We start from the raw sequence: 13,180 nt of genomic DNA, 5'->3' as shown, positions 1-13,180 counted from the left end.
CAGTTCACTCGCAAAACGGGACTTACCATACTTCTGCCCAAATCAAGTTAGATCAAGACCATTTACTTCTTCCTTGCTATAAAATCTCCACTAGTTTAACTTACTTAACATACCCACAAATAATGGATGGTTTTTATGCTAGGAAAGCACCAAGAGCCCTATGGCGCATTTTATCGTTCAACTCATGATAATGAATACTTAGACTCTAAGACTGAACTTCTAGTCGGTTTAGCCGCTGCCATGGGGATGAATTGTCTGCCATGTACAAACTATTACTTAAAGCAGGCAAAAAAAACTGGAATCACGAAAGGCGAGATTTCGGATGTAACAGCCAAAGTTATGGCTGTAGCCGCCGGTCAAAAAAAACTTCAGTTTCAAGAAGTATTGGAACGTTATGACATAGACTTAAACTCGTTTAACTAGAGAATTGTGTATGACGTTGTGAAGAGACTAAAACATAGGGAACAACTTCAAAATTAACCTTTGGATCTGAGTGACTAAAATATTTTCCACGAAGTTTGTATGACCATTAACGCCGTTGTTCCAAAGAACGACTTTAATGGTCTGAAGTACTTTATCTGCACCTAACAACTATAAGGAAGCAAGTTCTAGTTATTAAGGTAACTGACAATGACATATTTGATTACCTTCCCCCGAACAATGATGACATTAAGGAATAAGTACAATCGCTCCAAGCGCTTGATTGCTTGCCATTCGTTCATGAGCTTTCGCTGCCAAAGATAACGGTAGTGTACTATCAATCAATGGTTTGATTTGCCCTTTTTTGATTGCTGGAAGCCATCGTGAAAAATCTTCAATATCTCCAACTAATGTTCCTCGTAACTGCTTTTGGGTAAAGAAGAAATTACGAACATCTATTGTCGCTTCAGTACCAGCCATGAAGCCCATTGTGACGATAATGCCCTGAGGGCGTACGACATTAATCGTTTGTTGAAGAATATCACCTCCTAAATTATCAATAGCAACGTCCACGCCTTTGCCTGCAGTCCATTCATTGATAGCAGCAACAAAATCTTGCTCAGAAGAATTGATAACAAAATCAGCGCCACAATCTTTAGCAATGTTAGCTGAGTCTTCATTTTGTACCGTAGTAACGACACGAGCACCAAGTGCTTTTGCAATTTGAATGCTCATCATCCCTGTACTTGAAGCGCCCGCATGTACTAAGACGGTATCACCTGCTTTAACTTCACCAACAATTTCAATAGAACGAATGGCGATTAACAGAGGCACTGGTAATGCGGCTATCTGCTCAACAGGTAATCCAGTATTATCAATTAGCAACCACTGTGCTGGTACAACAATATATTCTGAGTAGGTTCCCTGACGATGAGCACCCGGAATCGCATAACTGTTGGCTACAGTAACCGGACGGACATGCGATTCTGCTGGATCAAGTGGATAACCAGGCATCGAAATAACACGATCACCGATATCAAATCCAGTAACGTCATCTCCAAGTTCAACCACCTGGCCGACAGCATCAGAGCCCAGAACATGAGGGAATGTTAAATCCGGTGAAATCTGTCCTAAACGAACATAATGATCAAGTCGATTTGTACCAATCGCCTGTGTTTTTATCAACACTTCTCCAGGACCTGGTTGAGATGTTGGAACCTCTTCAAATTTAATTTCTTCAGGTCCACCAAAATTATGAATAACAGCAGCTTTCATACGATTTTCTCCAGTATATGGTTTAAGGTGATCGACGATTTATCGATCACTAATGTTACTTAGGTATAGAAATAGCAAATGGTTAAATAGAAAGTTTAAAATCTATTCTTTGACAGATTCCTGTTTGTTTCGAAGTGTTGTTACTGTCTCCCCGCCAACACCCCAATTATCGGTTTCCACTTCGTCAATCACGACAAATACCGTTGATTTTGGTTTATCGAGCACTTGATAGAGCAGATCAGTTGTTCCTTCAATCAGACGTTTCTTTTGTTCAGCAGTCACACCTTCTCGTGTCACTTTAATATTGACGTATGGCATTTTGAATTCGTCCTCATTATTTGGTTGCCAATGTAGAGTCCATATCTTGTCTAGATTCTGGTTCTAACTCGGCATCTTGATGATGGAGGTTAAGATAACCTGTTACTTAAAATTGAAAAATGAGCTTTAAGTCATTACAGTTGATACACAATGTAATCAATCTATGAGGGCGTTATGCAACGATATTTTGACAATGTACAAATGAGCAGCATCGAGCTTTTTTGCCTTACCGTGGAAACTGGCAGCTTTACGGCCGCTGCTAATGCTGCTGGTGTGACACCTGCAGCAGTCAGCCGTTCTATTGCTCGACTCGAAAAGAGATTACAAACTCGACTGTTCATTAGAACAACTCGCAATATGAGAACGACAGATACAGGTCAACGTTATTACGTGGATTGTCGAAATGCCTTGAATCAATTAATTGAAGCAGAAGAAAAAATATCGGGAGAAACTCAAGAACCGGTGGGAGTACTTAGCATTAGTGTCCCTACTCTGTATGCACATTACCGCTTACTACCACGGATAAATCAGTTTTGTGACCTTTACCCACAGTTGAAAATCAACATAGAGGTCAGTAATCAAAACATTGATTTTTCGGAGGATAATTATGACGTAGCCATTAGAGGGAGTGAGTTGCATGATTCCGGTTTGATTGCACGACGCCTTGAGGATGCAGAGCTCATCATTGTTGCTGCGCCGTCATACTTAAAAAATCACCCCGCACCAAGTGTTGTTGCTGATCTTCAGGAGCATGAATGTATACAGTACATATTGCCTAGCAGTGGTCGAAAAGTACCATGGACATTTCTTTCTAAAGGCGATCTCATCAAAGTAGAAACGAAGGGACGTTTACTGTGTCAGGAAGATTTCTTAGCCACGCTGACATTGGTTAAAAGTGGTGCAGGGCTCATGCAGGTCTATCGCTTCACGGTTGAGCAAGAGCTACAAAAGGGAGAGCTAGTCGAAGTATTACAAGAGTATTCAGGAACAACACGTCCATTCATTATGATGTATCCATACGCTCGTTATACGCCTTTAAAAACGAGAAAATTCATTGAGTTCATGATGACCTCGGATCAACATGAACTGCAGTACAAGAACACTTAATATAACTTTCATAATATTAATCAGTTAAGGTTTATTAATACCAACAAAAATCGCACAAGCTTTCACTCACGCGATTTCATTGATGTCATGTAAAACTACTGGTTGAAACTCAACGAGTTAAAGAATGATCATCCCATCTTGATAAGTCAGTGCTGGCGACACGTCTTGACCAAGTAATACAGGTCCATCTAGGTCGACGATTTCAGATTGCACTGCGATCGGCAGAGCTGCACGCATGGCCAGTGAGGTACCAAGCATACAGCCCGACATCAGAGTAAATCCGAGCCTTTGCGCTTCTTCGGCAAGTGCTAATGCTTCTGTCAAACCACCGGTTTTATCAAGCTTGATGTTGACCATTTCATACTTGCCCAACAACGAAGACAGTTGGGAACTGGTATGGCAGCTTTCATCAGCACACAGTGGAATTGGATGCTTGATGTGTGCCAGTGAGGCATCATGCTGTTGTGGTAAAGGTTGCTCGATCATCGCGATATCAAACTCAGTCAGCTGATTGAACAGCTCTTCAAGGTTCAGCCCAGTCCATGCTTCATTGGCATCCAGTACAATTTTAACCCCAGGAGCCGCTTCTCGGACAGCGCGTACACGCTCTACTACTTGCTCACCATCAAGCTTCACTTTTAGAAGTTTCGCACCGTTCGCCACATAATCTCGAGCTTGTATTGCCATCGCCTCTGGTGTGCCAATCGAGACTGTCATAGCGGTAACAATCTGCTTAGGTAACTCGAACAAGCTATTCGGAAAGATCTGGTCGTTCTGCTGCGCTTGATAATCCCAAAGCGCACAATCGATAGCATTACGCGCTGCTCCTCCAGTCAATGAAGACTGAAGATGATCTCGTAATTCTTCAGGATCGGTCATACCACGCTCAAAGGCCATTTCAAGAGAGCTCGAAGCTTGTTGGATTTGCGCCAACACAGACTCGGATGACTCACCATAACGCGGGTAAGGAGTACACTCGCCTTGAGCTTGTTTACCATTATGTTCAATGTAAACGCGAACAACATGACACTCTGTTCGGCTGCCTCGAGATATGCGAAAAGGCGTTTGCATCGCGATAGTAACTGGTTCTGCTGTAATCTTCATAATTTCACTCGGTTGATGTTCGCTTTAACAAATGGAAACGTAGAAATGATGAAGTCGTTAAAGTGAATGTCGCAAATGATCAGTAATATGTTGTACACCAAATCGCACCGGATCCGTCACGGGCACTTGATAGAGTGTGGTCCATTCTTGGCACAATGTCTCAGCCTCTTCAATGCTAATAGCCGATGTGTTCAGGCAAATACCCACCAACTTCACATCTGGATTTGTCAGTCGTGCCGCCTGCAAGTTAACATCAATCGTCTGTTCAATCGTTGGTAGTTTAGCATGCGGAAGGTTGCGAATATGTGGTCGTCCTACTTCATGACACAGCACCAAAGCATCAGCTTGCGCGCCATGCAACAAACCCAAGCTCACGCCTGCAAAAGAAGGGTTGAACAAAGAACCCTGCCCTTCAATAATGTCCCATTCGTGATCGGTAAATTCAGAGCTGATCGCTTCAACCGCGCCAGAAATGAAATCTGCAACCACAGCATCAATCGAAATACCGCTGCCTTCAATCAAAATACCTGTCTGCCCTGTCGCTTTGAACTGAGCAGATGTTCCCGCTTCTTTAAGTGATTTTTCAATCGCCAACGCCGAAAACATTTTGCCTACCGAACAATCGGTTCCGACCGTGAGCAGGCGCTTGCCTAGGCGAGACTTACCGTTACCAACGTTTAGATCACCATCAAAATGGCGTACATCATGAAGCTTAGTCAATCCTCGCTGTTGCATGTCAGCAAGCGGTGAGAATTCACTCAAGCGCTGGTGCATGCCGGATGCAATCTCAAATCCCATTTCTGCAGCTGCCAATATGGTTGGTTGCCATGACTCAGGAATAACGCCGCCCGGGTTTGCAGTGCCAATCACTAGCGTTTTCGCACCCTGCGCTTGTGCCTGTTGCAAAGTCAGATCCATCAAACCAAGAGAAACTGTCTGTTCTGTTAAACGTAACTGGCCAAGGCAGATTTCTGGTCGCCACTGATGAATACCACGAGCTGTTTTTGCGGCCAGTGGGTCAGTAACATCCCCAAGAAAAAGAAGGTAAGGTTGAGCGATAGACATGAGCATTCCTAATTAATAAGTCCTTGTATGGAATTACTTTAATTAAGAAGTTAAAGGCTGCCGAATACCTATTTATCGAGTGCCTATAACCTTAAGTTATAGGCTGAGTATGGCTCTTCAATGAAGCGATCAATTGCTTAACGGAAATCGACTGAGGGGTGTGCTCTGCGCAAAGCATCGAGACCGAAAATTGGATGTCTGGTTGAAGTGGCAACACACAGACTGCATCGTCATTTTGATATTGCTCTGCCGTCCACGGATCCACAATCGCAAACCCCGCTTGGTGCTTGACCAGTTCCGCCGCCGCGCTGTATCCACGTACCGATATCGGATGGTGATAATGCTCATCTCGCGCAATAAGGCTTTGATGTAATAGGAGGCCTAATGGATCGCGGCTATCAAGCCCGATGATTGGTAAGGGATAATTGATCAGGTCATCAAGGGTTAATTCAGTCGGTAACTGTTCAACAGTGTGGGATGGAACCAGAGCCTTAAGTGATTCGGCCAGTAAGGCTTCAGACAATATAGCTGGCGGTGCTTCATCTCCAAATGCGATAGCAATATCGAGCTCATGCTTTAATAGCCCAGCACAAAGTTCATCACGGTTAGCAGTCAACAACTCAAAAGAGAGCTCTTGTTCACGAGACATTTGGGCTATTACCGGAGTCAGCAATTTGGTCGCTAAAATCGGCGGTGCGCCAATACGCAAATGCTGATGGCCTTGCTTCACTTTGTTAGTCAAAGAACGAAATTGACCCAGTTGTTGGTAGACCTTCTCCGCTTCCGGTAACAAGGTTTTCGCTTCAACCGTTGGCACCAATCGCCCTTTGACACGCTCGAACAAGCCAAACCCCAACTGCTGCTCAGTGTGCGCCAAAATACGCGTCACATTAGGCTGGGACACATGCAAGCTGCGTGCAGCTCCAGATACGGTTCCGGTCTGCATAATGGCGTAAAAGACTTCCAGTTGTCTCAGGTTCAAATTGATGTCCTTTGGTTCACCGAACAGGTTTAGGGCTTGGATTCTGTTGTATTAACTAAACTGTCTATCTATCAACTTAGCTATCTACATGGGTTTATTTTAGTAACTCAGCTATCGCAGGTTGAAGAACCTCAGCCCAAGCTTGATAAGCCTTGGCATTCAAATGCAGATCGTCACAACTATATCCATTTGATAGTAATTGATTAGGTGCTAGAACACGGTTCACATCCAAAAACTCGATATCATGCTGTCTGCAATAAGCTTCTAGTCTTTGGTTTAATTCTGAAACCTGAGGGTTCAAGCTTTGCAGTTTAGACCCTACATAAAGCGTTGATTGCACCAATATTCGAATATCGTTTTCTTGCCACACCTTAAGCATATCAACGTAGTTCTGGTAGATATGCTCGACATCGTAACCTTGCGCTAAATCGTTTATCCCTGCCATAAAACACACCAGCTTTGGCTTCACGTTTAACGTGGTATCAATGCGGCGTAACATGCCGGTTGTGGTATCCCCCGCTAAGCCGCGATTGACCATAGAAACATCACGGAAAATATCCGCCCACGGAGCCCATTCAGTGATCGAGTCACCAAACAAGACTAAGTCTGCACTTGGAGAAAAATGACGATGATTATCTGATGTCATGATGTAACGGCTCATGCTGTGGCCTCGTTGATGAATCTCTGACTGAAGAGCAACTGCCTTGAGGATTTCACTGTCAGGTGTGGTGCTATCGAATTGAGCCAGTAACCCTTCGATGTGAGGCTTGAAAGGGCTGAGACGAGTGCTCAATTGATGATGTTCTTTAAGGGAAGATAGCCTCTCTAACAATACGTACAGAGAGCGATTTTGACCAACTTCTTGGAATAACTGATAGAGATCGAGGACAGGGTGTTGTTGTAGTGCGGCAAGTAATTGCTTGTCTTCCATAGTGTTATCTAACCCTTCAATTATCTGGTAATGAACTCAAGATAATATCCGATTGCGTACGGGATAGATAACACTAGAAGTAGAGATTTACTTTTCTTTGATTAGCAGGTGATTACGGTTATCACGACTTTTCTTAATCAGCTCGTTGCTCTCATCCATTTCATCAGATTTAGCAAGACGATCGTAAAGTAGCACATTCACTGTTGCGGCTAAGTTCATGCAGCCAACTGTTGGAACGTACACAACGTGATCTGCTCTATCGGCAACATCTTGAGAAATAGAGCCGTCTTCAGGGCCAAAGATATAAATGGCATTTTCTGGGTGTTTAAAACGCGGCAGTGGTGTTGCACCTTCAGCGAGTTCCACACAAACGATCTTAGTTTCTGGATCAAGATTGTCTAAAAACGACTCAACACCGGTCAACGGGATGGTACGCGCAGCACTCTTGGTATCGGTGTGAAATTTCGCGGCTTTTTCGTAGCGTTGCCCTGTGTATCTAACTTCGTCGACTTGGTAACAACCAGCCGCGCGCATAACAGCACCAACGTTTGTCGGGCTCTTTGGGTTAGTTAAACCAATAGTCACATGGCTTTTGTTCATGAATCTTTCTCACTTAACGAATAGACATAGCAGGGTGCTACAAAGCGTCGCATTCTAACAAAGCAGCGTCGATTTCAAAAGCATCGATACAAACTCACTTTTTCGCTCTTAAGCCTCTAATTGCAAGGCTTCTCACCTTAAAAACTTAACCGTCATCATATTTATAAAACAAAAACACTCTAGGGTAACAATTAAACAACAAGCCCATTTACATTTTGAAACCACATTAATAATGTGTTGAAAATTGCATGAGACAATCACACAGGAAGCGTGACATGACCCTAACCATCAAAAACCGCCTTTATATCCTCTCTTTCATTCCACTGCTACTGATGGCAATCGGGATGATGAGTGTGACGTATATGAAGAGCACTGAGCTAACCGCACAACAAGTAGAATCGACGCGTAGCAATATGATGGCGATGAAAGAAAAGGAACTCAAAGCGTATCTGCAAATGGCTCAATCTTCTATCAGCCCGTTCTTGGAAAGAGGTGCAACATTAGAAGAGGCCTTGCCAACCTTAAGAACACTCGAGTATGGCGAATCTGGTTACATCTTTGGTTACGACTCTAAAGGTGTGAGAGTGGTAGTCGGACAAAATACGGATGGCATTGGGAAAAACTACTACGACCTGCAAGACAAAAAAGGCAATTACCTGATTCGTGACCTCATCAAGAACTCAAAGCTTGGCGAATTCACCACCTACTACTTTCCTAAACTTGGTCAATCTGAAGCCCTACCAAAACTCAGCTATTCAATATTCATCCCACAATGGGATTTGATGCTTGGTACCGGTTTTTATACTGACGACATTGATGCTGTCATTGCAGAAATGAAAAAGAGCTCGAACGCTGCGCTGCAAAGCTCACTGACTGCCATCGCTATTTTCTGCGGATTGATTGCCTTTGTTGTCGCAGCGTTTGCTGTTGCTGTGAACCGCACCATTATGAAGCCACTTGAGCAGTTTGACCGTTCAATCAGCGCATTCGCAAGTGGTGAAGCCGACTTAACCGCCCGAATGGAAACCTTCAAAGCGCCCGAGTTCACTAAGCTCAGTGAAAACTTCAATGCCTTTGTTGCCAGCCTGCAAACCATCATTCGCAGCGTCAGTGATGTCGGTCAGCAAGTCGTAGCCGAGACATCTAGCATGTCTTCTCGCGCCGCTCAGGTCGACGAAATTGCTACAGGCCAACGTGAAGAGACAGAACAAGTTGCAACGGCGATGACTGAGATGACCACAACGGCGCAAGAAATCTCTAGCAACGCAAGCCAAGCCGCTGATTCCGCTAAACTTGCAGAGGGCAATGCCAAAGAAGCACAACAGATCGTAAACGCAGCTGCAGATTCGGTTGCAGGCCTAGCGAGCGAAGTTTCAGAAGCCAACACCGTAGTATCACGATTAGAAGGCGATGTGCAGAACATCTCCTCTTCACTGGCAGTTATCCAAGATATTGCCGAGCAAACTAACCTACTTGCATTGAATGCCGCGATTGAAGCTGCGCGTGCAGGTGAACAAGGTCGTGGTTTTGCAGTGGTAGCTGATGAGGTACGTAAACTGGCAAGCCGAACTCAAGAGAGCACGGGCGATATTCATAAGATGATTGAGCAACTAAAAGCCGCTTCAGACGCCGCTGTAAAAGCGATGGACTCAAGCCAAAATCGCAGTGCTCAAACCGTGGAAGAAGCAAACGCTGCCGCCGCTGCACTGGCGAAGATCCAAGAATCGATAGATACCATCATGGACATGAACTCGCTTATTGCTACGGCAACAGAACAGCAGAATATTGTCGGCCAAGAGATATCTCAACGCATTGTAGTGATTTCAGACCAAAGCTCACAATCGGCGGCACTAGCAAATCAAAACCGCACCGGTAGCCAAAACCTCAACAGTCGTGCAAATGAGCTGTATCATTTAGTGGATCGCTTCACTGTCTAATGTCGAGTAAGTGAACGCTACTCAACGTTCAAAGCTATCATCATTAAAAGTAAACGGGCTTCAGAATATCTATTCTGAAGCCCGTTTTTTTTATCGTTGGTGGCTTTAGATCATAAACTAATCCAATTGCTCAGACAGGAAATCCACCAGCAGGCGAACCTTTGAAGATAGATTACGGTTCTGAGGGTACAACGCCCAGATCCCTTCTTTGTCGTCTCGGTAATCGGAAAGCACTTCGACTAACTCTCCAGAGTCTAGATCTTCACTCACGTAGTATTCAGGTAACTGCACCAAGCCAATGCTCTGCTTCGCAGCATCTAATAACGCTAAACCACTGTTGCACTTAATGCGTCCGTTAACACGAACCGAACGAGGGCGACCATTTTCTTTAAAGCGCCAGTGTTCAAATCCACCAACTAAGCATTGATGATTATTTAATTCAGATAATGTATGCGGTTCCCCATAACGTTCAATATATTCAGGGCTGGCACATACATAGAGTTGGCGTTGAGAGAGCTTCTTCGCCACAAGACTTGAGTCTTCTAAGCGACCAAGACGAATCGCTACATCAACACCCGAGTCGATTAGGTCGAGCTTTTGATTAGTCAGCATCAACTCAAGTTCTACTTGTGGGTGAAGATTTAAGAATTGATGAAGTATCGGAGCAAGTTGGCGCTCACCATAAGTCACAGGCGCGGTGACTTTCAGTAAGCCTTTTGGTGTGGATTGCATCTGCGTGACCGCAAGCTCAGCAATTTCTAAGCCCTCGACCAGCAACTTACACTGCTGATAATAGAGTTGCCCAGCCTCTGTTAGAGACACCTTTCGGGTCGTTCGATTGAGCAGTTTCACTGCGAGTCGTTCTTCGAGGTTTGCGACCCTACGACTGATTTGAGCCACCGACGTAGCGAGTTTCTGCGCCGCACCAGTAAAGCTTTCACGCTCTGCCACTGCAACAAACTCAATTACCCCTTCCCAATTGGCCATGCCTTTACCTTATGCTGAATTTTGGTTACCCATACAGTGTATTGAAGATAGATATCAGTGTCACCTTGCTTGATATGCTTTGCGCATAAATCTTCGCCAGCCACAACTGATTAAAATAACGCCAACCGATACCTGACATTTCTCAAAACTCCTTACCGAACACTAACAAAATCGTATTTCCCCCTGACACTCCTCCTACCACTTCATTGATATGTTGGTTCTGTACCGGAACACAGGTACTTCAACACAGTAAGGTACTCCTATGAAAAAATTAATCATACTTGCATCAACTCTTGTACTCAGCACCACAGCGTTCGCAGCAACCAAAACAACGATTCAAGAAACAACGCTAAAATCTGATACATTTGTTACTGAAGCGGAAGCATACGATGCAGGAACTAACCTTATGGATGAGTTAAGCGCAAAAACACCTTTTGAGCTTTCAAGAGAACTGCCACAGTTCCAACAAACAACCAAATACGATTCGTTCAAGATTGATGACGCGAACATGGAAGTGAAAAAAATCACTAACATGAGCGGCGATGTTCATTACCAAGCGAACGTAAAAGTTGACTACCGTTACACATACAAAGACGGTCGCAGCAGCTAATACCGAACGATTAATTAGGTCTCAAAACCGACCTAGTATCTAAAAGAAAGCCCGTACTCATTGAGCATGGGCTTTTTTGACCTTCAGCGCTGATTAATGGAATTCAAACGAACAACCAGTATCAGCTCATATTCGTCTGTCTACTTTGAAAATTAAACTTCAAACTGAGACACTAGGCTATCTAGCGCCTCACACTGTTCTGCCAATGCCATACATGCATTTTCTGCGCTGCTCGCCATTTCAACCATTTGCATTGTGCTTTCAGCGATGCGTTGAACATTCTTATTCACTTCTTCAGACACTTGAGACTGTTGCGAAGCCGCCGTTGCGATTTGTGTGTTCATGTCGTTCATCTTTCCGATTGAGTTGCGAATCTCACTCAATGAAGATGCCGCTGTTCCTGCCTGAACAATGGTTTTCTCGCCACTCACTTTGCTTTCAGTCATTACACCAACCGCGTGTTTCGCACCAACTTCTAAGCGTTCAATCATTGATTGAATTTCGCCAGTGCTGTCTTGAGTTTTACTTGCAAGCGCACGAACTTCATCAGCTACAACCGCAAAGCCACGACCTTGTTCACCGGCACGTGCTGCTTCAATCGCAGCATTTAATGCCAATAGGTTAGTTTGTTCTGCAATACCTTTGATCACACCAAGGATTGAGGCGATGTTCTTCACATCTGTGTCCAGTTCTTGAACTACACCACCCGCGTTCTCAATATCTTGCGCAAGGCGTTCAATCGAAGTCACGGTCAAGCCAAGCGTGGTATCTGCCGATTCCACTTCATGGTTCGCCACGTTACTTGCGGTTGCTGCATCTAATGCATTGCCACTGACCACTTCACTGGTTGCTTGCATCTCATGAACCGCCGCCGCGACTACTTCACTTTCTCGCTGCTGATTTGAAGAGAACTCAGCAACACTCTGGGTTAACGATTTGATGTTTTCCATCTCAGCGCGTACCGCATTCGATGTGAAAATAACTTGTTCGACCGTGACGTGGATCTTGCCAACAAACTGATTGAAAGCAGAGCTTAAACGAGCAATCTCATCATTACCTTCGACCTTCATTCGTTGAGACAGATTACCGTCACCCGAAGCGATTTCATTCATCGCTTTCTCAACGTTCTGAATGGGTTGAATAATGAAACGGTTCGACAACCACATCGCGAAGATTGCAGCGAATACAGCAACGGCCATACCGACTTCGATGATCAACTTACTTGATTCAATAGAGTCATCGGCTTGCTGGCGAAGCTCTTTCTGCTTCAGTTCAATCAAGGTTCTGATATCACGCAGTTGCTTACGAATAGTCGCAAACTCGGCATCTAATGCAGGTGAGTAATCAATATTGTATTGATGCGCGTTCGCAGGGTCTGCAAACATTGGCTCATGCAGCGCCACCCAGTTACTCATCGCGTTCACAAGCTTTGATAACTCACCACGTGAAGATGGATCCAACACGCCCGCTTGATACAAGGTTTCGACACTTTGAAAACGAGGAACCGCTTTGTAAGCGTTGTCTTTAAATTCAAACTTTTGGTACTCAATCGCCGCTTGGTCTTTAGCAAGCAACAAACCTTGTGCCGAAGCGATAATTTGGTAGATATCTCGGTAGCCATCTTCTAGGTTATCTAACACAGGCTGAACCACATTATTGAGCTCGTTATTAATCGCAGCTTGAGCATTTGATCTGATAACGTTGAGTACAGTAACGGTAGAAAAAACAATCACAATCACCAACAGCGGGATCGCGATTTTACTCTTAATCGAAAGATTATTGATATTCATTGGGATTAATAACCACACTTCAAATAGGGATGCGCGCGCAATATACAGCACACA

Annotated in this window: 13 protein-coding genes; 4 read left to right on the top strand and 9 right to left on the bottom strand. The window is 44.3% G+C overall.

The features are described 5' to 3' along the window. Positions 1-135 precede the first annotated feature (135 nt). Complete coding sequence (locus BCV39_RS01045) at positions 136-423, top strand: carboxymuconolactone decarboxylase family protein (protein ID WP_102432013.1); 288 nt, start codon at positions 136-138, stop codon at positions 421-423. A 246-nt stretch (positions 424-669) separates the two neighbouring features. On the opposite strand, the gene BCV39_RS01040 is transcribed toward BCV39_RS01045, so the two are convergent. Both BCV39_RS01040 and BCV39_RS01035 read right to left on the bottom strand, forming a co-directional pair. Further along, a complete protein-coding gene (locus BCV39_RS01040; protein ID WP_102432012.1) occupies positions 670-1,695 on the bottom strand; it encodes a zinc-binding dehydrogenase in 1,026 nt (341 codons plus the stop codon). A gap of 102 nt (positions 1,696-1,797) precedes the next feature. Beyond that, the gene (locus tag BCV39_RS01035; protein WP_102432011.1) at positions 1,798-2,013 is read right to left on the bottom strand and encodes a 4-oxalocrotonate tautomerase family protein; all 216 of its coding nucleotides are present in this window, start codon (positions 2,011-2,013) and stop codon (positions 1,798-1,800) included. A gap of 174 nt (positions 2,014-2,187) precedes the next feature. Here BCV39_RS01035 and BCV39_RS01030 point away from each other — a divergent pair, with 174 nt between their 5' ends. Continuing rightward, positions 2,188-3,120: a LysR family transcriptional regulator gene (locus BCV39_RS01030; protein ID WP_102432010.1), complete on the top strand. Its 933-nt coding sequence runs from the start codon at positions 2,188-2,190 to the stop codon at positions 3,118-3,120. Between the two features lie 117 nt (positions 3,121-3,237). Here the strand turns inward: BCV39_RS01030 and dgcA are convergent, their stop codons facing one another. The 5 genes from dgcA to BCV39_RS01005 form a co-directional block, all read right to left on the bottom strand. Beyond that, a complete protein-coding gene (gene dgcA, locus BCV39_RS01025) occupies positions 3,238-4,224 on the bottom strand; it encodes an N-acetyl-D-Glu racemase DgcA (RefSeq protein ID WP_057623846.1) in 987 nt (328 codons plus the stop codon). A gap of 57 nt (positions 4,225-4,281) precedes the next feature. Next, positions 4,282-5,289, bottom strand: a complete 1,008-nt coding sequence (dgcN, locus tag BCV39_RS01020; RefSeq protein ID WP_102432009.1) for an N-acetyltransferase DgcN — start codon at positions 5,287-5,289, stop codon at positions 4,282-4,284. A 91-nt stretch (positions 5,290-5,380) separates the two neighbouring features. Continuing rightward, the gene (locus BCV39_RS01015) at positions 5,381-6,271 is read right to left on the bottom strand and encodes a LysR family transcriptional regulator (RefSeq protein WP_102432008.1); all 891 of its coding nucleotides are present in this window, start codon (positions 6,269-6,271) and stop codon (positions 5,381-5,383) included. Between the two features lie 94 nt (positions 6,272-6,365). After that, positions 6,366-7,202 carry an SGNH/GDSL hydrolase family protein gene (locus tag BCV39_RS01010; protein WP_102432007.1) on the bottom strand — a complete coding sequence of 279 codons (837 nt, stop codon included), beginning with the start codon at positions 7,200-7,202 and terminating at the stop codon, positions 6,366-6,368. 87 nt (positions 7,203-7,289) lie between these two features. Then, complete coding sequence (locus BCV39_RS01005) at positions 7,290-7,802, bottom strand: RNA methyltransferase (RefSeq protein ID WP_102432006.1); 513 nt, start codon at positions 7,800-7,802, stop codon at positions 7,290-7,292. A 275-nt stretch (positions 7,803-8,077) separates the two neighbouring features. Here BCV39_RS01005 and BCV39_RS01000 point away from each other — a divergent pair, with 275 nt between their 5' ends. Next, positions 8,078-9,739, top strand: coding sequence for a methyl-accepting chemotaxis protein (locus BCV39_RS01000; RefSeq protein ID WP_102432005.1), 1,662 nt, complete (start codon positions 8,078-8,080; stop codon positions 9,737-9,739). Between the two features lie 117 nt (positions 9,740-9,856). Here the strand turns inward: BCV39_RS01000 and BCV39_RS00995 are convergent, their stop codons facing one another. Then, positions 9,857-10,726 (bottom strand): LysR family transcriptional regulator, encoded by an 870-nt coding sequence (locus BCV39_RS00995; protein ID WP_048669431.1) that lies wholly within the window; start codon positions 10,724-10,726, stop codon positions 9,857-9,859. Positions 10,727-10,988: 262 nt separating this feature from the next. On the opposite strand from BCV39_RS00995, the gene BCV39_RS00990 reads away from it, so the two are divergent. Beyond that, on the top strand, positions 10,989-11,336 hold the full coding sequence (locus BCV39_RS00990; RefSeq protein WP_048659007.1) for a DUF3316 domain-containing protein: 348 nt from the start codon (positions 10,989-10,991) through the stop codon (positions 11,334-11,336). A 152-nt stretch (positions 11,337-11,488) separates the two neighbouring features. Here the strand turns inward: BCV39_RS00990 and BCV39_RS00985 are convergent, their stop codons facing one another. Continuing rightward, positions 11,489-13,126 (bottom strand): methyl-accepting chemotaxis protein, encoded by a 1,638-nt coding sequence (locus BCV39_RS00985; RefSeq protein WP_055319080.1) that lies wholly within the window; start codon positions 13,124-13,126, stop codon positions 11,489-11,491. Positions 13,127-13,180: the final 54 nt, after the last annotated feature.

This window comes from Vibrio sp. 10N.286.55.E10 (assembly GCF_002872555.1).
Lineage (GTDB): Bacteria > Pseudomonadota > Gammaproteobacteria > Enterobacterales > Vibrionaceae > Vibrio > Vibrio crassostreae.
This window is presented reverse-complemented; position numbering and strand designations above follow the sequence as displayed.